Origin of the sequence: Nostoc sp., from assembly GCF_036917515.1 — a bacterium.
Lineage (GTDB): Bacteria > Cyanobacteriota > Cyanobacteriia > Cyanobacteriales > Nostocaceae > Nostoc.
Map to the genome: position 1 here is coordinate 1 of NZ_JBALDE010000016.1, position 20,337 is coordinate 20,337.

General features: G+C 39.8%; 22 protein-coding genes and 2 pseudogenes. 5 read left to right on the forward strand and 19 right to left on the reverse strand.

What is annotated here, in order from left to right; translation table 11 throughout:
* On the forward strand, positions 1–323 hold a 323-nt coding region (locus V7K89_RS01435; RefSeq protein ID WP_335183971.1), incomplete at its 5' end, for a hypothetical protein.
* 62 nt (positions 324–385) lie between these two features.
* Here V7K89_RS01435 and rsmG read toward each other — a convergent pair.
* On the reverse strand, positions 386–1,120 hold the full coding sequence (gene rsmG / locus V7K89_RS01440; RefSeq protein WP_335183972.1) for a 16S rRNA (guanine(527)-N(7))-methyltransferase RsmG: 735 nt from the start codon (positions 1,118–1,120) through the stop codon (positions 386–388).
* Positions 1,121–1,171: 51 nt separating this feature from the next.
* On the reverse strand, positions 1,172–1,846 hold the full coding sequence (locus V7K89_RS01445; RefSeq protein WP_335183973.1) for an ABC transporter ATP-binding protein: 675 nt from the start codon (positions 1,844–1,846) through the stop codon (positions 1,172–1,174).
* Positions 1,847–2,277: 431 nt separating this feature from the next.
* On the opposite strand from V7K89_RS01445, the pseudogene V7K89_RS35710 reads away from it, so the two are divergent.
* Positions 2,278–2,493: pseudogene (locus V7K89_RS35710) on the forward strand (transposase); the annotation flags it as partial.
* A gap of 65 nt (positions 2,494–2,558) precedes the next feature.
* Here the strand turns inward: V7K89_RS35710 and V7K89_RS01450 are convergent.
* The gene (locus V7K89_RS01450; protein ID WP_335183974.1) at positions 2,559–3,416 is read right to left on the reverse strand and encodes an acyl-CoA desaturase; all 858 of its coding nucleotides are present in this window, start codon (positions 3,414–3,416) and stop codon (positions 2,559–2,561) included.
* Positions 3,417–3,708: 292 nt separating this feature from the next.
* On the opposite strand from V7K89_RS01450, the gene V7K89_RS01455 reads away from it, so the two are divergent.
* The gene (locus tag V7K89_RS01455; protein WP_335183975.1) at positions 3,709–4,938 is read left to right on the forward strand and encodes a TetR family transcriptional regulator; all 1,230 of its coding nucleotides are present in this window, start codon (positions 3,709–3,711) and stop codon (positions 4,936–4,938) included.
* Positions 4,939–5,156: 218 nt separating this feature from the next.
* Here the strand turns inward: V7K89_RS01455 and V7K89_RS01460 are convergent, their stop codons facing one another.
* The 9 genes from V7K89_RS01460 to V7K89_RS01495 all read right to left on the reverse strand — a co-directional run bounded on the left by V7K89_RS01460 (position 5,157) and on the right by V7K89_RS01495 (position 12,530).
* Positions 5,157–5,519 carry a hypothetical protein gene (locus V7K89_RS01460; RefSeq protein ID WP_335183976.1) on the reverse strand — a complete coding sequence of 121 codons (363 nt, stop codon included), beginning with the start codon at positions 5,517–5,519 and terminating at the stop codon, positions 5,157–5,159.
* Between the two features lie 782 nt (positions 5,520–6,301).
* Positions 6,302–8,584, reverse strand: coding sequence for an NACHT domain-containing protein (locus V7K89_RS01465; protein ID WP_335183977.1), 2,283 nt, complete (start codon positions 8,582–8,584; stop codon positions 6,302–6,304).
* Between the two features lie 56 nt (positions 8,585–8,640).
* On the reverse strand, positions 8,641–9,129 hold the full coding sequence (locus V7K89_RS01470) for a Fis family transcriptional regulator (protein WP_335183978.1): 489 nt from the start codon (positions 9,127–9,129) through the stop codon (positions 8,641–8,643).
* Between the two features lie 42 nt (positions 9,130–9,171).
* Entirely contained in the window at positions 9,172–9,363 is a 192-nt protein-coding gene (locus tag V7K89_RS01475) for a hypothetical protein (RefSeq protein WP_335183979.1), read from the reverse strand.
* A gap of 46 nt (positions 9,364–9,409) precedes the next feature.
* Positions 9,410–9,571 (reverse strand): hypothetical protein, encoded by a 162-nt coding sequence (locus tag V7K89_RS01480; protein ID WP_335183981.1) that lies wholly within the window; start codon positions 9,569–9,571, stop codon positions 9,410–9,412.
* A complete protein-coding gene (locus V7K89_RS01485; RefSeq protein ID WP_335183982.1) occupies positions 9,546–9,755 on the reverse strand; it encodes a hypothetical protein in 210 nt (69 codons plus the stop codon). Before V7K89_RS01485 ends, V7K89_RS01480 begins: the two co-directional genes overlap by 26 nt.
* A gap of 52 nt (positions 9,756–9,807) precedes the next feature.
* Complete coding sequence (locus V7K89_RS01490; RefSeq protein ID WP_335183983.1) at positions 9,808–9,987, reverse strand: DUF6887 family protein; 180 nt, start codon at positions 9,985–9,987, stop codon at positions 9,808–9,810.
* A complete protein-coding gene (locus tag V7K89_RS35715; protein ID WP_442941553.1) occupies positions 9,984–10,172 on the reverse strand; it encodes a DUF6888 family protein in 189 nt (62 codons plus the stop codon). The genes V7K89_RS01490 and V7K89_RS35715 overlap by 4 nt, the downstream gene beginning before the upstream one ends.
* Before the next feature lie 423 nt (positions 10,173–10,595).
* Positions 10,596–12,530: a DUF1565 domain-containing protein gene (locus V7K89_RS01495; RefSeq protein WP_335183999.1), complete on the reverse strand. Its 1,935-nt coding sequence runs from the start codon at positions 12,528–12,530 to the stop codon at positions 10,596–10,598.
* Between the two features lie 529 nt (positions 12,531–13,059).
* Here V7K89_RS01495 and V7K89_RS01500 point away from each other — a divergent pair.
* A complete protein-coding gene (locus tag V7K89_RS01500) occupies positions 13,060–14,175 on the forward strand; it encodes a thiamine phosphate synthase (protein ID WP_335183984.1) in 1,116 nt (371 codons plus the stop codon).
* A gap of 77 nt (positions 14,176–14,252) precedes the next feature.
* The gene (gene thiS, locus V7K89_RS01505; protein ID WP_335183985.1) at positions 14,253–14,465 is read left to right on the forward strand and encodes a sulfur carrier protein ThiS; all 213 of its coding nucleotides are present in this window, start codon (positions 14,253–14,255) and stop codon (positions 14,463–14,465) included.
* Here thiS and blaOXA read toward each other — a convergent pair.
* The 7 genes and pseudogenes from blaOXA to V7K89_RS35720 all read right to left on the reverse strand — a co-directional run.
* A complete protein-coding gene (gene blaOXA, locus V7K89_RS01510) occupies positions 14,462–15,313 on the reverse strand; it encodes a class D beta-lactamase (protein WP_442941554.1) in 852 nt (283 codons plus the stop codon). The two genes, thiS and blaOXA, sit on opposite strands and share 4 nt — an antisense overlap.
* Positions 15,314–15,520: 207 nt before the next feature.
* Positions 15,521–16,753, reverse strand: a complete 1,233-nt coding sequence (locus tag V7K89_RS01515) for a glycosyltransferase family 4 protein (protein WP_335183986.1) — start codon at positions 16,751–16,753, stop codon at positions 15,521–15,523.
* A gap of 648 nt (positions 16,754–17,401) precedes the next feature.
* A complete protein-coding gene (locus V7K89_RS01520) occupies positions 17,402–17,647 on the reverse strand; it encodes a hypothetical protein (protein WP_335183987.1) in 246 nt (81 codons plus the stop codon).
* A gap of 39 nt (positions 17,648–17,686) precedes the next feature.
* Complete coding sequence (locus V7K89_RS01525) at positions 17,687–17,932, reverse strand: HNH endonuclease (RefSeq protein WP_335183988.1); 246 nt, start codon at positions 17,930–17,932, stop codon at positions 17,687–17,689.
* Between the two features lie 7 nt (positions 17,933–17,939).
* Positions 17,940–19,037 carry a Gfo/Idh/MocA family protein gene (locus tag V7K89_RS01530; RefSeq protein WP_335183989.1) on the reverse strand — a complete coding sequence of 366 codons (1,098 nt, stop codon included), beginning with the start codon at positions 19,035–19,037 and terminating at the stop codon, positions 17,940–17,942.
* A 181-nt stretch (positions 19,038–19,218) separates the two neighbouring features.
* Positions 19,219–19,686 (reverse strand): DUF4870 domain-containing protein, encoded by a 468-nt coding sequence (locus tag V7K89_RS01535; RefSeq protein ID WP_335183990.1) that lies wholly within the window; start codon positions 19,684–19,686, stop codon positions 19,219–19,221.
* Positions 19,687–19,757: 71 nt separating this feature from the next.
* A pseudogene (locus V7K89_RS35720) lies at positions 19,758–19,886 on the reverse strand (DUF1822 family protein); the annotation flags it as partial.
* Positions 19,887–20,337 lie beyond the last annotated feature (451 nt).

A 20,337-nucleotide genomic window follows, 5' to 3' on the forward strand; every position in this document is an offset into this window, starting at 1 on the left:
ATTTTGCAGTCTGGCGACCGAGTGATGGTACTTGGTATGTAATTAACAGTTCTACAGGTGTAGCAGTTACTAGACAATGGGGCGTAGGTGGTGATATTCCTGCCCCTGGCAAATACGATAATGATGGTAGAACTGATTTTGCAGTCTGGCGACCGAGTGATGGTACTTGGTATGTAATTAACAGTTCTACAGGTGTAGCAGTTACTAGACAATGGGGCGTAGGTGGTGATGTTCCTGCCCCTGGCAATTATGATTTTTCTATTAGGAATGACTTCGCAGTCTGGCGACCGAATAATGGCACTTGGTATATTTTTGGGAATTAGGGCTAATATTTAGGCTAATTCACACTTTCAGCCAACAACACCCTTTTTCTCGCACTCCTCATTTAAAGAGGCTTTTGAGTAGGTACACCTACAGCACGAGGAAAATTAGCTGGTGTGTTAGCTACCTTACGCAAATACACACAGTGGCGAATGCTGTGACTCAAGGGTGTTGTAAATTGTTCGATTGATTCAACCACTCCACCCAACTGGTTCACAGCATTCTGCAAAGTAGTTGTTTCATCCTCTGTCCAATTACCGCGATAAATTATAGCTAAACCTCCCTGTTTGAGCAATGGTAGGGTATATTCTGCACAGACAGAGGCTGCCCCTACAGCACGGATCAATGCGATATCATACGCTTGTCGATACTGGAAGTGCTGACCGATTTCTTCCGCTCTACCAACAATGGTTTTGGCATTGGTCAGGGCAAGTTCACTTGATATATTGTCGAGGAAAGTAATTTTTTTCCGAGTGGAATCGAGAAGAGTAATTGTGCAATTAAGTACAGTAATTGCTACTGGAACACCCGGAAAACCCGCACCTGTACCAATATCGATGATAGCGGGAGAAGCAGGATAAAAATTTGCTGATAACAAGGGCACGATTCCCCGCAGAGAATCCCAGAGATGTTTTTCCCAAAACTCTTGGGGTTCAACGATCCGAGTTAAATTTTGTTGGCGATTACCTTCTAGAATTAACTCATAAAGCTTTTGAAATTGCGTTTGCTGTTGGACAGTTGGTTGCCAATTAAGAGTTTGCCGCCAGATTTCTGTCATCTCAGGCAATAAATTTGTCATTTGTCATTTGTCATGGGGCATAGTTTATTCTCCTTGTCCCCTTGTCTCCTCTCACACCGTTGGTAGAGGTTCTTTAACTTTTGATTCTAGTGTCTTTGGGTCTACTGATTCTAGTTCACCGTGGTTGAGTGTCCAGCAACGGTCTGCGATCGCCAATAGATCCCCAGCATCGTGGGTCACTATCAACAATGTCCAATCTTGTTTTAGTTTTGCTAATAAATTTACCAGTTGCCGACGCATTGACCAATCTAAACCAGCAGTGGGTTCATCTAATAACAGTAAATTTGGCTGGCGAATTAATTGCACTGCTAAAGCTAAACGTCGTTGCTGACCACCACTCAAAGCATGGGGAGCAGCGGAAAGCGATAAGTGCTCTAATCCCACCTCACTCAGCGCCTGTCTGACTCGTTCTGACCCTAACTCAGGATGTCCTAAACGTAATTCTTCTAAAATCGAACCACCACAAAAGTGCCGCTCTGGAAACTGAAATACTAACCCAGCTAATTGTTGTAGCTGTTCGGCTATAAGTTCTTGTTCTCGCCAGAAGAGTGCGCCAGTAGTGGGTTCGGCTAGTCCCGACAAAATTTCTAGTAAGGTACTTTTACCGGAACCACTCGGGCCAATAATCAGACCTAGCTGCTGGGGTGCTAATTCTAAATTGATCGATTTGAGAATCGCTGTTGGACACGCTGTAGGATGATAATTTACATTTCGGAGATAAAGCATTTGTTAAGATTACCAAAAAGTCAGCAAATTACTGATTAGTTACACTAAGGGTGTCTGAAAAAATCTGGAAAAAATTTATAGCGCATTACCTGGATTAACACCTTAATTTAGCAGCAAGAATTATCCACATTTTTCTCCATTGTGGCAGACTAAGCCTTAAATAATCGCTAGAGCAAGCCTGGAAAATAGAAAAATTACCAATATATAAGAAAACTTTGGTTGAAGCAGAGGCAAGTTGAAATTAACCATTTTTGCATTCTAAGTAACACATACAACTATTTCAACCGCAATTATTCTGAGAGGATGTTTGGAAAGTAAAAAAAAAGCTCGCGTAACGCTACTGTGTCAGCAGAAACAAATGCAACAGCGTTACGAAACCAATGTCTAAATCTTACTCAAGCAACCTGACTTTGGAATAATGGGAATTACCATCGAGTTTAATCTCACTGGAAAGCTCAACAAGTTGTCTACGTTCTGTTGACCTACGTGCAGTCATTAGCGCAATTTTCTATATACTTTGTGCTAGTTGCGCGTGGCGGATGCTATCTGATGATTTTCCCAAATGGCAAACAACATATTACTACTTTCGCAAATGGCGGATTGATAGCACATGGGAAAAGATCAATCATAAACTGAAATTCTACTGATAAAAATTAGTAAGCTGACTGCAAAAAGCAATCGGCTTACTAATTCATGATAATTTAGTTGCAATTTAGCCGTGAGTTGCACCTTGAGGAGGACGCGAGACAACTTTTTTAGCTAAACCTAAAGTCTGCAACACTAGGATGCTCCACCAAGTAACATCAATCTCCCACCAAGAAAACCCAGATTTCGCCATGTGGGGATAAGTATGATGGTTATTGTGCCATCCTTCTCCATAAGTGACGAGGGATACCCACCATAGATTACGAGCGCCATCATTAGCATCAAAGGTGCGATAACCCCATAGGTGTGATGCTGAGTTCACAAACCAGGTTGAGTGCCAAAGCAAGACACACCTGAGAAACACTCCGTAGAATACAAAAGACCATCCTCCTAAAGCATAAAGCAGCAGCCCGAAGGGTATTTGCAACAGCAAGAAGTAGCGATCTAGCCAACAATAAAAGGTTTGTCTTGCTAGATCGGGGGCATATTTTTTATAGGTTTCATAATCAAAAAATTCTGGACGTGGGTAAAAAATCCACAATATATGGCTCCACCAAAATCCTCTTTGAGCAGAATAGGGATCTAAATTGATATCTTCTGTGTGAGCGTGATGCTGGCGGTGTCCACCTACCCAAAAAATTGGCCCTCCTTGCAAAGCCAACGCTCCAATCAGGGCGATCGCATACTCTAACCACTTAGGAACCTGGAAACTTTTATGGCTCAGTAGTCGGTGATATCCCAGGCAAATACCAATACTCCCGAATAACCAGTGGAGAAACACTAGCAAACCTAATGCTGGCCAGGAGAAAAACCAAGGAGCCAGAAGTGCTAAAGCATGAAATGTAGTAAAAAATACTACATTTGTCCAACTGAGTTGAGGTGAGTTGCCTCTCTCAGGAGCGATCGCCCCAAAATTTGCGGTCATAAAAATTCCTGTTGATGGATGATGAAGTGATTTACTTTTTATTGGGCATAATCCGACTAAGGATTTATCCACCCTCTCACCAGTTAGTTACAGTGAGCCAGCGCGGTCTTCTCCTTTGGGAGAAGGGGAGACGCCAAAGGGCAATGGGGGTTTCCCCATTAGCGACTGGCTGCCTTCGCAGCGCTAGCGACAAAGGAGCCTCACTCATAGGGTAGAGTAAAGCAAGTATCACTTACATTTGTTATGCTAGCAGGACTCTGATACTTTCTGCAAGTGCCACTTGCATTTTTCTATGTCGTCTCAACTCATTTCTACTCGTCAACGCCTGATTCAAGCTGCACTTGAATTGTTTTCTGCTCAGGGAGTTAGCGCTACCACAACCCGCCAAATTGCTGAAAAAGCCGAAGTCAACGAAGTGACTCTATTTCGGAATTTTGGCAATAAGCATGGATTACTTTTAGCTGTGCTGGAAGAGTCCGCAGCCTTCAAGGATTTAGGTGAATCGCTGGTGCGGCGGGCAACACCTCCCGGCAATGTTTACCAAGCTCTGAAAGATTATGCAAGTGATAGCTTACATGCATTAGAACGAGTACCAGAGTTTGTCCGATCTGTGGTAGGTGAAGCCGACCAATTCCCGGCAGAAAATCGCCGTGCACTAGGCAGGGGAGTAACTGAGGCAAACCGTTATGTAGCTCAGTATTTAGCTACTGTAATCCAGCAAGGACACCTAAATACCTATTTACCCGCAGAAAAATTAGCAAGTTTGCTCAATGGAATGATTTTGGGATATGCAGTAATTGAGTTCACCAGCGAATTTCACGAACTTTGGGAGGATCGGAATGATTTTCTCGAAAATTTGGTGGAGTTGTTTTTACATGGAGCCATGTCACCCTCAGCAGAATCAGCGATCAACTCTTTACAAGGAGGATTCACCACCACAGAAGTAGCTGATTTGCCAGCTAGTTTAGTTCACGAAATTCTGCAACAGTCCAGGAAATTTGGAGTACGAGATTATGCCTTGGCTTACGTATTATTTGGGGCTGGGTTATCCGCCACAGAAATAACTAGCTTAGAGCGATCACACCAAATTTATGATAGTCAAGGGCACTTCCTGCAAATCACAATTCCTGGATTTGTTCGTCAAGTGCCTGTGAATCAGTGGATTTTGGGCAAACGCTACGGCTCCTTTACTAATAATCCCTTAATCAAATGGCTGAAAAGTCGTAAAGATGCTCAAACAGCCATGTTTATGAATGATACAGGTACACCCATCTCAGAATCAGAACTTGAGACACGTTGGCAAGTATGGAGTGAAGCACTATTAACTCCCCAAGGACAAACGCCAACTATTGCCCAAGCACAACAAACTTGGCGCGTAGAAATGTTAATGCGAGGGATTACCTTGGAAAACCTAAGTATTTTCACTGCTTGCGATCGCACCCAATTACAACCCTATGTCCGCCGAGCTAAAGAAAAAGCTGCCCTAGAGCAAGCGACTCGTTTGGATCATAAGCCAGGATAGGGAGTGGGGAGATAATACCAATTCGCAATTTGCAATGGGCAACTCTTAGAGACGCTAAAACCAAACGCCCCGCTTCTCTACCAGACGCTACGCGTAGCTTGCTTCCCGAAGGGTACGCTAACGTGATTCACAATTAAGAAACCTAGATGTAGCAAGACTTTCCTGACATCTTGATGATCAACTTTGAGGAGATTTAGGCAAGAATTGACTGATTTAATTTAACTCTCAGATGGGGATTGGGTGTTGCTCGAACGGCGTGATAATTTCTTGCGTGACTTGCCTCCCGCCTGGACATATTGCAAACTGTCTTTGCCATAATGCGTTGCCACACTCATTAACATCTTTTCAGAATAGCCGCCCAATTCTTCTTCAATTAGAGAGAGGCGACCTGCCATTTCATCTATGCTAGAGAGTAAAGTGTTGTATGTAGATAGCTGGGTTTGCAAGTTTTGGATGCGGCTGTCGTAGTCTGTCAAATTTAATCCGTTGCCAAATTCTAGCGTCGGGCTAATTGATCGCATTCCTGCAATTCGACGGAGAGCCTTTTCGAGAGTCGGTGAACTGCGTTTTAATCGTGCCATGAGATGCGCTCCTGAAGGAAGTTATGGGATTACTGCATGTACACTAGCCAATGCAACCATAAACTTCTCTGAGAGATAATTCGGAAAAATTAAAGCAAATTAAGATCGACCTAATTATTTTTAGTGGATTGTACTGAGGGATTTATTAAATTTGTCAAAAAAGTAACATTAAATAAGCAATAGATACCTCAAAGTCGTGTTGAGGTACTTCAACATCGTGTTGAGGTACTTCAAAGTCGTGTTGAGGTACTTTGAAATCGTGTTGAGGTACTTCAAAGTCGTGTTGAGGTACTTTGAAATCGTGTTGAGGTACTTCAAAGTCGTGTTGAGGTACTTCAACATCGTGTTGAGGTACTTCAAAGTCGTGTTGAGGTACTTTGAAATCGTATTGAAGTATTAGATGATGAGTTTTCTTGCCTTAACCCGATTTACGGTGAAGGCGATCGCGCTGAAAAGTATCATAAATATAATTCAACTATAGGAGTCCTATTTGATTTTTGAAAAAACTCAGTATACCTTAATCTTCTAGAATCCTTTTGCAAGAGTACCTCTTGCTTATTGCGCTTACGCTGCGCTTCGCGCACCACATAAGTAAGTTCAGTAATCAAACCGGATTTTTATTGTATAGTGACTAATTATAAAACTCCTATTTGATTGCGTAAAAAAACTTTTTATTTCTAAACTAATTGGTTCAGTTTAGCTATTTGGGGAATTCGCCAACAGTGTTTATTTAACTATATTACCTGCTTTTTACTTTATTATTTATGAGTATTTTTTTTAAATTACTTTCTTGAGACTGTAGCGGAACTCTGCTTCATGTTAGCAAAATAGTCCATTAGCTTGCCATGAATAAACAAGTAAGCACCACCAGATTTGCGTAAAAAGACGCGCTCACTAGCGTAATCGAGAAAGTGAGAATAATTCCAAGGAATATAGCCTCGATAGCAAAGAATAACACGTAGTATAAAATGTTGAATACAAACTATACCTGAACCTTGATTAGCACCTAGTCCACCAAGCAAACCCAGACACAAGGCAATAAATATTAAAATTGAATTTCTGACTTGATCAAAAATAGAAGCACATAGAATAGCAATCATTGCGCAAATTACAAAAGATCTGACTGTGTAGGTTGCTGACCTTTTAATTCCCTGATTGGGTTCTCCTTCTTTTGGAGGGTCACCCTGCTTTTTTATTCTCAATCCACTAAAAACTGCACCAAATATCGTAACTGCTATAACATCATAGATAACGTAAAAAGGCTTGTCTTTATAAAATTCAGGCATTATAAAGAAACGACGTGCCAGCATATAGAATATGCCAAGTACTCCGAAAATTAATGAAAAATTTCTAATTTGCTGCCACTCAGGTTGCCAGATTTCTGCTGGTTGAATTTCTCTACGTATTAAAGTAAAACAAGCTCCGCCAAAGATGCCGGCTAAGTATATTGGAGGTACATAAACACGCAATAGTTGTGGCTCGAACAAATTAAAGACAAGAAAAAGAAATGATATAAACATGATTCCATACACACCTCCGTGTATCCATCTATTAGAAGATGTAGGAAGTTGCCCTGCAATTAAGATGGATATTAATCCAGGCAACAATCCAATAGTTATTAATTTTACTCTTAAAGTATTAGTTATGGCTATTGTGATTATCTTAGACTCCCTCATCGCTTCTAACAAATATACGAAGTAAAATCCCGCAATTAACCCAAGAATTGAACCTATTATTAATTCTGTAGCAATATGATATGCAAATTTATCCTTTTCTGAAGGCAACCAGTAGGGTTGCATTCTTTCGATTTGAAATCTACCTCCTTGAAATCCGGTTTCCTCAGATGGGACTTCTTTCAATTTCGTTGCTAACCAATATAGCCAGTATTTAGTTCTTTCATCTTTTTTATCTGTTCCATAAAAATCTTCATAAGTCAATTTAGTACTTTCTTCTCGCCGTGCCAACATTAACTCAACATACCTCTCCATTAAGTAGTTCAAAACTTGGTTGAAAGAACCTGTCTCTGGTATCTTTTTAACGTCAATTTTTGCTTTGATTATCAAAAAAATTAATAGAGGATTTCTCCATGTTGGAAATCTTCTTAGTATCCTTTGTAAATAGTCTACTGGTTGCTCAAGCAGACTTAAATAAGAATCAATTTCCTCCATCGTTATAGGGTGAAGATAAAAGGCTTCTTGTAACTTTAACTTTCGGTTGTCAGAGTAAGAACTTTTTTTATTTTTTTCCAGAAGATGACAATCCGAACCCAAAACTTCTTCATATTCTCGAAGACGACTACATACCACAATATCGATTACAGCATGCCCTTCTATAAATTTATTCAACTTTTGCACGCAGTCTTTTCGATCTTCCAGCTTTAACTCGTCAAGACCATCAAGTAGCAGCAACAGTTGTCTTTCAATCAACTGATTAGCAATCTGAGGAAGGAAAAGGTATTCTTTTTTCAGTCTCTCAGCCAGCCAATCAGCAAAATTTTCCTGCCCTCTCGTCCAAGAAGATAAGTTGAAATAAACTGGCATTGGTTTGTTATTGTCTTCTCCAAAATTATTAATCAGTTTTGCTAGCAGCTTCAGAAGTATTGTTGTTTTTCCTGAACCTGGCTCTCCCAAAATCAGTAAGCTTCGTTCTTCTCCCATCTCGAATACATTAGTGAAATTTTCACTCAATATTTGTTGAGGAGTGTAAACTGCTCCATCAAAGCCGGGGTTTTGCTTTACTGCGTTTGGTAGTTCTTCTAATTGAATATTAAAATCTCGAAGCTCTCCTTTATACTCCAACGAACTCTGCCCAAATTTAACCCATGAACGATTATGTTGATTGAGTAACTTCTTTATCTGAGCTAACTCTTGGCGATTGAAGTCTTGTTTTGTAGAGGAATCGCCGCCAAAGATGAACTGAAGAGAAATCTGCGTGATATTTCCAACTGTCAAGTCTCCTTTTACACGCAGGTTTGACAGTATTGACTGTAGATTCTGCCTATCTTTTGGGTTTTTCTTTCCCCCTGAGTTGTTATTTTTCATCATCACTTTGTATTTAAGTGACATTACCAATTTTGAGATTTCCAATAACCTTCATCTCATTTGATTTTCTCCAGATTGAATTATTTGCTACTTCTGTTTTCCTGGGTTACGTCACCAGCCTTAAAATCACCACCAATCTGCAAGTTTTTACCAAAAGTCTGTTGGGCATTATTTTGCCCCTCATTAGCTTGCTTAACATTCCCGATTTCTACTTTGCCCCTTACTCGAAGCTCATCCAAAATTACTTGTACAGTAGGAGACTGCGACTGTATTTGCTGGACTAGTTCTTGTAACTTAGTTGCAAAATCTTGGTCTTGTTGCATGTGAGTTATGATTTCTGCTTGCAGTACCTGAGTATTTGCCTCAGTTGGATTTACTTCTGCTCGTGTCAGCAAACCATCTGTTCCTGCGGCTTGCAGTTTTGCTTGAACTGTTTCGCGTACAGTCTGGACGGCTTCTCCACTTTTATCCCAGGCGGTTTCACCGACTTTCTCGCCTACTTTCTCCAATGCTTTAGGCAGAATAATCGTTGTAACTACCCCAGCTACCATAGATAACAATTCAATCATGTTTATTCCTGTTAACAGAGAAATTCAGTAGATCGAAAGTCGCTAAGGGGATTCTGCTGGTTGTCCCCTTTGAGAAAATAATTCCACAAAAGCTTCATCATCATAAATGCTACCTAATGTATCACGTATCTGTAAACACATATTTCCCTTTGGAAACGCAGCACGAGCCACCTGTACAGTTTCAATGGTATATGTCTGAAATATTTTGGGGACACATCGACATGCTGACATCATGTCCTTAACTAAAGTTTAAATCTGATCCTACCCTTTTTTGAACCGCTTAAATGAATTCGCCAACAGTGTCCGTATCTCGGCGTCCACCCCATAAGGTGACAACTACTCTAACTTTATGAAGAATACCAACTTTTAACCGAATGTTGGTAAAACGATAAAAATCTGGCATACTGACAGTAACGCTACCCCTTGTTCCGTCGAGTTTCATAATTTGTCTGCCCTGGATATCTTAGCCGATCGCCAATCACCGAAAGTTGGTAAAACGGAAAAAACTCAGCCTGCTGTATCCAGACGGAAGTCGCCAAATCAGCGCAGATATAAGGGTGTGCGATCGCGGGAATATCCAAGAAGATGATGGCTGAAGGCAAGTCCCAAAATTCACATTGAGTCAAGCTGCTAAATTGAAAAAACCCCGTTACTGGAATGTCAGTAACGGGTTCTATGTTAACTAGCTTGATTAATAGGCCGTTTTAACTCAGCCTCTAATTGTTCTGGAGTGCTGACCACTACCCCCGGTTTCCCTCTCATGATGCTGAGGTAATGCTGAAATGCCTCCTCATTCTGGGGGTTTGATATCACATATTGTCTTAATTCTTGCTCATTAAGAGTTAAATAGTCTGTCATCGGATAATGTTCTCCCCATTACTAAGAATTTCTTCTTGGATGGTTTCGCCTATTAAAATTACGATTCGGCTTGTCCTCTGATCAAATCTAACCAATGCTATATCTCTAAGCAAATTACTATCCCGAACACAAAAGTCAAAGAATGCTTTAAGTTGTTCGATGGTCGGTTCTATACCTTTTACCATTGAATAAAATTAAATCGGTTCATTCGTGACAAGTTAGGATAACATTGCTTTTGTCAATTATAAATTCTGTTGAAAAGTGAAGAGAGAATAAAGTATCAAATTAAGTTTAGTACTTAGCTTAAGCAGAAAAGTGAATGATGATGACTAAAAGAGCGATGCCTCCCCACAGTAGGAAAGCGATCGCTCTCTCAAGTTGATTGATTTCATTTTGACCCGCGATCGCCAATAACAATCAAAAAAAGGAATGAAAAGGATCTGACCTTCATATTTGCCAGGCTGACTGCAACGAACGAATAAATACAAGTCGTCAATTCTCCTTGGGACTGATAGTGATCACTCTCTCAGATGGATCAATATTCATTTTGAGGTGTTTTTCTCACTAATTCCATATTTTTTGCCCAATGCCCAATACCCAATACCCAATTAATTCAACGGCTCCATAATGACTCTTAAACCTTTGCTAGAGAGTGTTTTGAGCATTTCTTTAGCGTTATATTCACTACTAAATACTCCTGCTTGCATAACTTTTTGACCTTGCCAAACTGTGGGAAACGCACCAGGAGCAAGGAGTCTTACTAAATCTCGATCCTTATCAGTTGCAAGTGGCACTACTATGCGATAACGTACACCAAATTGTCTTGCAAAGTTACCACTATCGGGAATATTTGCAGAACTTGTTTGCAGATTACGAGTATTAACAATGGGAATATTGCGATCAGGAAGTGGTAAAAGTTCTGTAGCACCTGGGGCAGCAGTTTCTAGTATTGGTAATGGCTGCTGTGTTTGCTCCTTCATACTTGGAACTGGTGGCTGTGCAACTGAATTGGATGGGGACTCAGGGGCAGTAAACTCAATCGTATTAGGATCAATCCGCACATAATTCAACTGTAGTGTCTCACGCGGCTGTGCTGGACTGGAAGTTGTAACTCTTGAAGTGTTAGTTGATACTTGTCTACTTGACAAGCTGCTAGGAGTAGGAAATCCAGCGACATTAGAAGTGGGTGGTTGTTGATTGGATATAGGTAGAGAAAGCGGTACATTATTGGCTGGCACTAATGGCAGCTGTTGACTGTTTAATTGCCCAGAAACAGGATTATTTGCTGAAATGCTGTTGCTGGTTTGCCCATTAGTAGTTTCAGAGATTTCGGGAGCCGAGAAGGTGATTTCTCCACTTGGTGGTATTTGTCGTAATACGTTGTTGGGAGCGGGTTGAGAATTTTCGGTTACTAGTGCTGTTGTACCGTTAATATCTACCTTACCAGTGATGCGATCGCTGGCAAGGTTGTTACCAGCAGCAGAAATCACTTGTTTAGCAGCGCTGGCGTTAATGTCGTAGCGGGCATTATTTTGAAACGTATTACCCCCAGGTTCGGATGCACTACCCAAATCTGGCATTGCTTGAGCGATCGCAACTAAACCATCTTCTTTATTATCTTGAATAATATTATTCCGTAAAATCGGGTGGGCATTTGCTTGCACGACAATTCCCGATCTATTGTTCTGAATTTGATTACTTATAACTATAGGAGCCGCGTTTTGGGCAATATTAATCCCAAAACCCGTTTGCTGAAAGACATTTTCCTTCACTTGGGGACTGGAATTACCAGCAATTGTGATGCCATTAGCTCCATTGTGATCAAAGTAATTCTTGCTAATGGTGGGTGCAGCATTACCATTGACAGAAATACCATCTTGGGTATTACCAATAAATGTATTTTCTGCAACTATCGGATTGCTAGATTCAATCCATAAACCGTAACCACGACGATTAGGGTTTGTCACTGTTACCCCAGTCAGCAAGACTTGGTTTGCTCCAACGATTGTGACATTTTGACCGGCAAAGCTCCGGCTCAGGTAATCACCACCTCCCTGAATTACAATATCCTTACCTTGATTGCTAGGGTTGCCTTGAATTGAAATACCCGGTTTCAGTATTAAGGGAAAATCCTCTCCTGTCTCGGCGCTATAAGTACCAGTGGAAAGCATAATTACAGTATTAGCGTTAGCTAATCGCAAGGCTTGGGTAATCGTCTTTACAGGAGCGGATTTGCTGCCATTCCCTGCCTTGTCATCTCCGACATTAGGGTTGACAAACAGCATATTAGTCTGAGGAGGTGTTTTCTGATTCAGAGGCGCTGAATTTGGTGTCGATGGAATCTGAGCGATGCCTTCGGCGAGCTTCGCTGACGCACTATCTAGGCTTGTACCCAGGAACGCTATACTTGCCGCCCCCATACTTACAGTAAAAGATAATACTGAAAAACTAAAAAATAAAAGCCTTGCTGATTTCAGAAACTTCAGCTTTGCATACAGAACATCTACTCTACTGTACTCAGGAAACACACGAGGGAGAATCATATTTAACACGACAACACGACTCCTTATAAGTAATCATAAATTCTTATACTCTCTAAAGAATATTATGTCGATAATATTACTCATATATTGACCGATTGGCGATATTTAATACATAGTAATAAATGATATTAGATATCTCCAGAAATTAATTGTGCGTTGCCCAAAATCCTTGATAGGCATAATTCATGAATTGTGCCTACGTCAATTTCACTCCCATATCTAAATAGATATAAGAGCTAAATTAAATATGCGTTATCCAAAACCCTTGTAGAGACGTAACACTGCTAGTCTCTACATACTTTTTCACTAATATATCTATTGTAGATTTTCTGGTGTATTGCCTTTTGCCAGTCCTTGTCAGCTTGTCGTCTACCGTAAAATACTTGACTAAGCTTAGTGCGAAACTGTAGCCTCAAACTACCCTTATCACTGTCTATAGGAACATGGGATAATTTACCGTAACCCTCACTAATGCGTTGTTTTACGTAAATTCCGCAAAAATTAGTAAAAAAAGCAAATTAATTAACTTATGGTTACTAGGACTTATGATAATTCACACTTCGATGAAAGCACTAATGGGGTTGTTGTGATGGTCGAGCCATACAGCCAAAAAGAGCAAATACAGCAAGTTGTTTACCGCATTTTAGATGCCAATTTAGACCGTGCTCGTGAGGGCTTGCGAATTATTGAGGAATGGTGTCGGTTTGGGTTGAATAATGCCCAATTAGCTCTTGAATGCAAGCGGCTGCGACAAGAGGTAGCCAAGTGGCATACCTCAGAATTACGGGCGGCGCGAGATACACCAGGCGATCCGGGGACTGAGTTAACTCATCCTCAAGAAGAACAACGAGCTAGTATAAAATCGCTCTTGCAAGCTAACTTTTGCCGGATAGAAGAAGCATTACGGGTGTTGGAAGAATACAGCAAGCTAACCCTGCCAAATATGGCTAAAGCTTGTAAACAGATGCGCTATCAAGTTTATACCCTAGAAAGTAGTTTAATGGGTCATCAGCGCCATCAATTGTTGTGGCGGTCGCGTTTATATCTTGTGACTTCCCCTAGTGAAAATTTGTTGAACACTGTCGAAGCTGCACTCAAAGGGGGATTAACGCTATTACAATACCGCGACAAAACCACCGATGATTCTTTGCGTCTGGAACAAGCGAGAAAATTACGACAGTTATGCCACATCTACGGCGCTTTGTTTATTGTTAACGATCGCCTGGATGTAGCTTTAGCTGTCGATGCCGATGGGGTGCATCTGGGACAACAAGATATGCCCATTGCTGTTGCTCGGCAATTATTAGGTTCGCAACGTCTGATAGGGCTTTCTACCACAAATAAAGATGAAATGCAAGCAGCAATTGCTGAAGGTGTAGATTACATAGGCGTGGGGCCAGTTTATGAAACTCCCACGAAACTAGGTAAAGTAGCAACAGGTTTAGAATATGTCAGCCATGTTGCCAAAAACTGCTCAATTCCCTGGTTTGCCATTGGAGGAATAGATGCAAATAATATCAATGATGTGATTGATGCGGGAGCCGAACGTGTAGCAGTGGTGCGATCGCTCATGCAAGCCGAACAGCCTACCCTAGTGACTCAATATTTGCTCTCCCAACTCAATCGCATTAAACCAGAACTTTAAAAGAGTCATTTGTCATTTGTTATTTGTCATTAGCCCAAAGTGAGTAACCAATACCCAATTTCCCATTCTTCACATTTATGTCTAATGAGATTACGGTTCAGATAAATGGGGAAACCCATAGCTGCTCATTTCAAACTTCTTTACCCGATTTGCTTCAACAGTTGGGTTTCAATCCCCGTTTGGTAGCTGTAGAATATAATGGCGAAATTTTACACCGCCAGTTTTGGCCGCAAACAACAGTGCAGCCAGGCGATCGCTTAGAAGTGGTAACTATTGTCGGTGGTGGTTAGTTGATTTGAGTTAGCAAGCCCAAATCCTTGAGGCTACGTCGTGTAATCTCAATGCGGGCGGGTGCATCTTCCGATTTTTGCATATCAAGGGTTGTCGCGAAAAAGTAGACGTTTTTGTTTTGCTCTAAATAACCCACAAACCAACCAACGTTTGGTTTGGTACTCGTTAACCATCCCGTCTTTCCTCGGAGTGTGTAGTCTGGAGTTTGTTCGCGTACCATAATATCTTTGACAAGATTTATTGTCCGTTGCGAGAAAGGCAAATCGCCTTGATATAACCGTTGCAAAAATTTAATTTGCTCTTTGGGTGTAATTTGCAAAGGCTGTTGTAACCAAAAACGATCAATGTCTGCGACAGTACCAATCTGACGGTTCCCGTAGCCTACTTTATTAATAAATTGCCGCATCCGTTCATATCCAGCCCTACGTGCCAATACTTGATAGAACCAAACAGTTGAATCCTTAAAGGCTTGACGTAAATTTGTATCATGATTCCAGGCATCAATCTCTCGGTGAATTCCATCCCAAGTGAAAACTGCCACATCATCAGGAACTACACCTATTTCTAATGCCACCAGCGCGTTAAAAATTTTGAATGTTGAAGCTGGAGCAATTGCAGTTGCATTACGTTGAGGATTGTGTTCATAGATGCGGTTGTTTTTTGAGTCGTAAATCAAGATAGAGCCTTCACGCCCAAATTCTTGAAAGTGTCGCCCGAAATTTGGCGCTTTAACAGCGGGACGTTCAGATGAAGTTGAAGCAGGTTGAGCCACAACATACATTGCCCCAAAGGTAATCACACTAACTACAGCAAGACATCCAATGACTGTAAACACAAAAAATTGCATTCGGCGCTTTGCGTAATGCCAAAGAAATTGCTTTATATTAAACCCGATATTTTTCATTGCACACTTAATCACATCACAAGCGTGATTTTACACTGCAATCTTGCTCATTTGTGAAGCAATTGGTTAGAGGTTATGTATCACGAATTATTTAAGATCACTATAGATTATTGAAATTAGATTTTGGTGATTTCTCAATGTGCATTCATTTCAAAAAATTGCGTTTTTCCCCTCTGATTTATAAAGTGATCGATGAAGAGTTTTACGCTTGGCTAATTCTTTACCTTTACGACCGAGTTGCTCGCGTAATTGCTGGTCTTTGCATAACCGATTGAAAGCTTGAAACACTTCATAACCAGAATTGGGATTAACTAGTATTCCATTTTCTTCATGCTGAACTGTGTCTAGGACACCGCCTAAACGAGGAGCAATTATGGGCTTCCCGAAGTAACTTGCTTCTAAATAAGCCATACCAAAACCTTCCATATTATTAGGTTTAGTATCCGATAAAGTCAGCATGGCAAATATGTCGCAAGCTGCATAATAACCTGCTAATTCTCGCTCTGGTACATATCCAACAAAGTGGACGCGCTTATCTACCCGCAAACGATGTGCCAGAGATTTCAGTTCAGATTCACTTGGACCTTGACCGCAAAGTATATAGTGGACATCAACCCCAAAAGTCAGGAGTATTGGGATATTATCAATTACTCGGTCGAAACCTTTATGTTTTTCTAGCCTGCCGATAGAGAGAATAACTATTGCTGTTTTAGGAATGTTGTACGTCTGACGCACGTGAACCCGTAAATCATCAAGGCTACTAGGACTGACTACATTATTACCAAATTTTTCTGGTCTGATTACTGGGTTAATGACGTGGGTAGGAGTATCTAATCGGAAAGCAGTTCTAAGGTAGTCTCTTGTATAATAACTGTTACAAACAATACCTTCAGCGCGTTTGAGTGTTAATTTAAATAGCGATCGCAGCACAGGATTGTGTAAAGTACAAAGAAGATCGTTGCCGTGCAGATAGATAAAAAAGCGAATAGGTAACAAATAGCTCAATAGCAACAGTGAAGGAAAATCATAGCCGTGGCCCCACTCTATGTAACGATAGTGATAGCGAAAATAGAGTTTAATTGCCAAGACAAATGAGCAGACGATATTGACCAAAGGCTTCAGGATATTTCCCACATAACCACTACGCCAATATTTAGGATAATACCAGCGATATACAGGAAACTGTTGACTCTTATCAAATACTCGATCTTCTGAGCAATTAGCTGCCAGCACAATGATCCGTTCTGGATCTTGCAGACAACGATTGTAGATATATTCCCCAATTACAGCTTCTTTCGGTAGAAAGATCCGGGATATGACTAGGATATCTGGGTATGCAGCTTTGTCTCTAATTTCGGCTGTGAGTTGAGAAATATGTTCCATAATAAAGTTGATGACTAGATTTCAAATAGTTTTTAATATTTATAATTAGGATTACTTTCAAAGCCATCATTGTTATTTTATTTCTTTTAAAACGAATTTGGTAGATAAATTTGAAGCTTTTTTTAGAAGATTAGCCAGGAAGATTATTTTTTCATTATGTTAATTTTATTTTTGTTACAAATTTCTCACTACTTGAGAATTTATGTGCATAATGAACAATAAATAAAAGCTAGCACTTGTAGCGAGTGAAATTTCCCAGTGAATAACTGTTGCAAAAATTCTTAAATTTAGCTACGTTCAATAGAATATCTTAAACACCTGAACTTTTGTGCCAAAATGCTCAAAATTTCTATAACTTTTTAGCAGCAATATAGTGTCTATATGGTATGACTGATAAGCATCACAGACACTTTTTATTATTCTACGTATGCGTAATTTAAAACTTGCGAACTGCTTCCAGTGTTGTAAGTACTCGGTACTTAAGTTTACTGGTGAAGACTGGGTTTGTCCAACTTACTACAAGTGCATTAACCATAACTAAATTAAAGTTTCAGTTACCCTAAATGTCAAGTTAGTGAAGTACACAACGATTGTCTCAAGTCCAGGTAATGCAGCCTATTTTACTCCTAAATTTTGCTGTAATTTCCTTTACTTAATATGAGAGCGATCGCAATGGTAAGGATAAAGCCACTCACACTTGAAAAGTCCACGGGTATGTTTTTCAAAAAATGTTCCTGCATGGCGTCCAGGTGATATGTCGATCCCAGCTTTCGTTTTAATCTCATATAGCCAGGGAAAGGCTACTACTAAAATAGCTATAACAGAGAAGAAGTAAAAAAGCGTAGTTCTAATATTAAAAAATATTAGGAAATTGCTATTTTTATTTTGAGGCATAGAAATGAGAGAGAAACTAATAGCTCATCCCATCGTAACCTAAAGTTGAAAATATCGCCAAAAACGCGAATCGATATTATCTGTTTTCTGCTGATTACAGGTAAAACAGAGAGTTTGAAGATTGCTAATATCATTTTGTCCCCCACGAGCAATGGGAATGATATGGTCAATACTGAGATTTGTTTCTACATTAGTTTTACCGCAGCTTCGGCATTGATATTGGTCGCGTTGAAAAACATATTTTTTGACTTCCGGCGGGATACGAATGCGGGGAGTTTTGCTCATTTGTTTTCTAGTTATTAAGAAATCCTTCCAAACTGGGTACATCTACCCAACTTGCTTTTTGATGCGATTCATGAGACAAATCCATCAACAACTGAGAATAAATTCCTTCGCGTAGTGATGGTGTAATTTCCTGATTGTGGTCAATTCCTTGCACCCATTGGTCGACTACGCGGATAAATGCCGAAATGCGACCATCAGCATAATTTTTGGGAAAAATTAACCGATTCGGTATTTCTATTTCTGTTAGAGATTTACCTGGCTGGGAACCCCAAACACGAAAACCATGTATATAATCTTTTTGATTTTCACTGCCCACTATTAATGTACCGCGATCGCCATATACTTCTATCCAATGAGTTCTTGTTGCATGAACAACTGCACTGATAGAAAGTTGGCAAGGTGTACCATTGGCTAATTCCAGGGTTAATATACAGTTGTCATCTGTATTCACTGCTTTAGATTCCCCACTAATAGGGTCAACTCGTGTAGGAATAGCAGTACTCAGATAGGCGTTTAATCTACGCACTGGTCCAAATAACCAGTGAATATAATCGAAGGCGTGAGAACCCAAAGATCCCAATGCACCGCCTCCTTTCTCTTTATCAGAATACCAATTCCAAGGGCGTGAAACATCTGCACGAGAAGAACCTAACCAATCAATTTTAATTAAGCGTAACTCACCTACATAGTTTTCTGACAATAATTCCGCAAACAATTGCCATGCTGGTACAAAGCGAAATTCAAAGTCTACAGTTGCAATAACGCTTTTTACTTTAGCTAATTGATAAAGTTCTTTCGCTTCAACTGCATTTAGAGTTGTCGGTTTTTCTAGTAATAAATGTTTTCCAGCTTGCAATACGGTTTTTGCCATTTCATAGTGCAAAAAGGGCGGTGTTGAAATGCTGACGGCTTGCACTTCTGGTAATGCCACAATATCTACAAGTGAGTTGTAAGCGTAACGAATATTATGGGATTGTGCTATAGCTTTGGCTTTATTTATATCTCGGTGATAAACAGCAAGTACCTCAGTACGAGGATGTGCTTGGAATCCGGGTATGTGGACTTTTTGACCAAATCCAGTGCCTGCGATCGCAACTCCAATCATATAATTATTATCCCCAATTTATGCGACTCATTCTTTGTTTAATATTCTTTGATAAATCATATCTAATATGTAGTTATATCAAACTTATTAGACAAAATATTTTTTTACTGCTTGGCAGTTGCTATTGACTTTATAACATCTAGCGATCCCTCTTTGGAATCTAGTATACTATCAGATAGTATTATCGTAAGACTCTAATTGTAAAAGGGTAACGATAATGCTCACCATTGTAAGCTTTAAGAGCGGCAGAAGTCACTAAAAAAGATTGTAGTACTAGTTTAAATACAATTAATGACATAAGTATAATTAATAAGTTATCTAAAGTATTTTTTATTTCATTAATTGAACCATTACTAATCACTGCCAAACTCAAGCTAGTTAATACTAAAATTAAAGATATTGTTAGAACAATAAAAGTGTAAAAAGTTAAAGACATTTGAAAATTTAATGATTCCTTACCTTGTAAATCAATCCAGGAATATTGAGATTTTTTAAAGCGCCAAATTATGAGTGGAGGTAAAATATTTAAAGGTAAATATAAAGGAATGCCAAGAAATACCAAAAAACATAATAATATCCATCCTACCAAAGCTGAGAAATGACACAACATCGCCCATATACGCATTTGTTGTTTAGGCTTTTCTTTCATGGCTTTTATGTGTAGGTAAATTTACGAGATAATTCCCCATTGTAATTATCTATAAAAAACCAAACAAGAGTTTAAAATCTGACTATTTCTCGGTCAGAATTTACGAGAAGAGGTTCTATTTCCCAGACTATGCCTTCTCCTAGCAGTAGCACAACTTCTACGTCAAGTTGTTTGACGGCAGTTATAGCTATATCTTCGTTATATCATGTCTGCTTGATTACTTATTACAGCAGTTTTTATGTGTTTGAACCACATCTATCTGTTGTAGGGGCGCAAGGCCTTGCGCCCCTGCCGCGTGGTCTATTTACCTGAAAATAGCTGTAAACCCGAAGAACCCCACCTCGCCAAAGCTACGCTTTGTCTCTCCTCCTCAAAGCATTGGGAAGGGTGTAACGACTGTTGTAATTACCGATACCTTTAGCTTGCCTTAGTTGTTATTCGCATCAACATTGCAATATTCTTCATCAATATTGTAATATTTCTCATCAACATTGCAACGTTCTTGATCAAAATTGCAATATTTCTTGTCAATATTGAAATGTTTTTCATCAATATTGAAATGTTCCTCATCAATATTGCAATATTCCTCACCAACATTAAAGCAATTGCAAACAAAAACAGGTAAAAACTGAAAATCAAGAGAAATTACTC

What these genes read in the sequence shown, in the direction of transcription:
- rsmG (WP_335183972.1), bottom strand. Translation starts at nt 1,120, where the DNA reads ATGACAAATTTATTGCCTGAGATGACAGAAATCTGGCGGCAAACTCTT.
- V7K89_RS01445 (WP_335183973.1), bottom strand. Translation starts at nt 1,846, where the DNA reads ATGCTTTATCTCCGAAATGTAAATTATCATCCTACAGCGTGTCCAACA.
- V7K89_RS01450 (WP_335183974.1), bottom strand. Translation starts at nt 3,416, where the DNA reads ATGACCGCAAATTTTGGGGCGATCGCTCCTGAGAGAGGCAACTCACCT.
- V7K89_RS01455 (WP_335183975.1), top strand. Translation starts at nt 3,709, where the DNA reads ATGTCGTCTCAACTCATTTCTACTCGTCAACGCCTGATTCAAGCTGCA.
- V7K89_RS01460 (WP_335183976.1), bottom strand. Translation starts at nt 5,519, where the DNA reads ATGGCACGATTAAAACGCAGTTCACCGACTCTCGAAAAGGCTCTCCGT.
- V7K89_RS01465 (WP_335183977.1), bottom strand. Translation starts at nt 8,584, where the DNA reads ATGTCACTTAAATACAAAGTGATGATGAAAAATAACAACTCAGGGGGA.
- V7K89_RS01470 (WP_335183978.1), bottom strand. Translation starts at nt 9,129, where the DNA reads ATGATTGAATTGTTATCTATGGTAGCTGGGGTAGTTACAACGATTATT.
- V7K89_RS01475 (WP_335183979.1), bottom strand. Translation starts at nt 9,363, where the DNA reads ATGATGTCAGCATGTCGATGTGTCCCCAAAATATTTCAGACATATACC.
- V7K89_RS01480 (WP_335183981.1), bottom strand. Translation starts at nt 9,571, where the DNA reads ATGAAACTCGACGGAACAAGGGGTAGCGTTACTGTCAGTATGCCAGAT.
- V7K89_RS01490 (WP_335183983.1), bottom strand. Translation starts at nt 9,987, where the DNA reads ATGACAGACTATTTAACTCTTAATGAGCAAGAATTAAGACAATATGTG.
- V7K89_RS35715 (WP_442941553.1), bottom strand. Translation starts at nt 10,172, where the DNA reads ATGGTAAAAGGTATAGAACCGACCATCGAACAACTTAAAGCATTCTTT.
- V7K89_RS01495 (WP_335183999.1), bottom strand. Translation starts at nt 12,530, where the DNA reads ATGATTCTCCCTCGTGTGTTTCCTGAGTACAGTAGAGTAGATGTTCTG.
- V7K89_RS01500 (WP_335183984.1), top strand. Translation starts at nt 13,060, where the DNA reads ATGGTTACTAGGACTTATGATAATTCACACTTCGATGAAAGCACTAAT.
- thiS (WP_335183985.1), top strand. Translation starts at nt 14,253, where the DNA reads ATGTCTAATGAGATTACGGTTCAGATAAATGGGGAAACCCATAGCTGC.
- blaOXA (WP_442941554.1), bottom strand. Translation starts at nt 15,313, where the DNA reads ATGCAATTTTTTGTGTTTACAGTCATTGGATGTCTTGCTGTAGTTAGT.
- V7K89_RS01515 (WP_335183986.1), bottom strand. Translation starts at nt 16,753, where the DNA reads ATGGAACATATTTCTCAACTCACAGCCGAAATTAGAGACAAAGCTGCA.
- V7K89_RS01520 (WP_335183987.1), bottom strand. Translation starts at nt 17,647, where the DNA reads ATGCCTCAAAATAAAAATAGCAATTTCCTAATATTTTTTAATATTAGA.
- V7K89_RS01525 (WP_335183988.1), bottom strand. Translation starts at nt 17,932, where the DNA reads ATGAGCAAAACTCCCCGCATTCGTATCCCGCCGGAAGTCAAAAAATAT.
- V7K89_RS01530 (WP_335183989.1), bottom strand. Translation starts at nt 19,037, where the DNA reads ATGATTGGAGTTGCGATCGCAGGCACTGGATTTGGTCAAAAAGTCCAC.
- V7K89_RS01535 (WP_335183990.1), bottom strand. Translation starts at nt 19,686, where the DNA reads ATGAAAGAAAAGCCTAAACAACAAATGCGTATATGGGCGATGTTGTGT.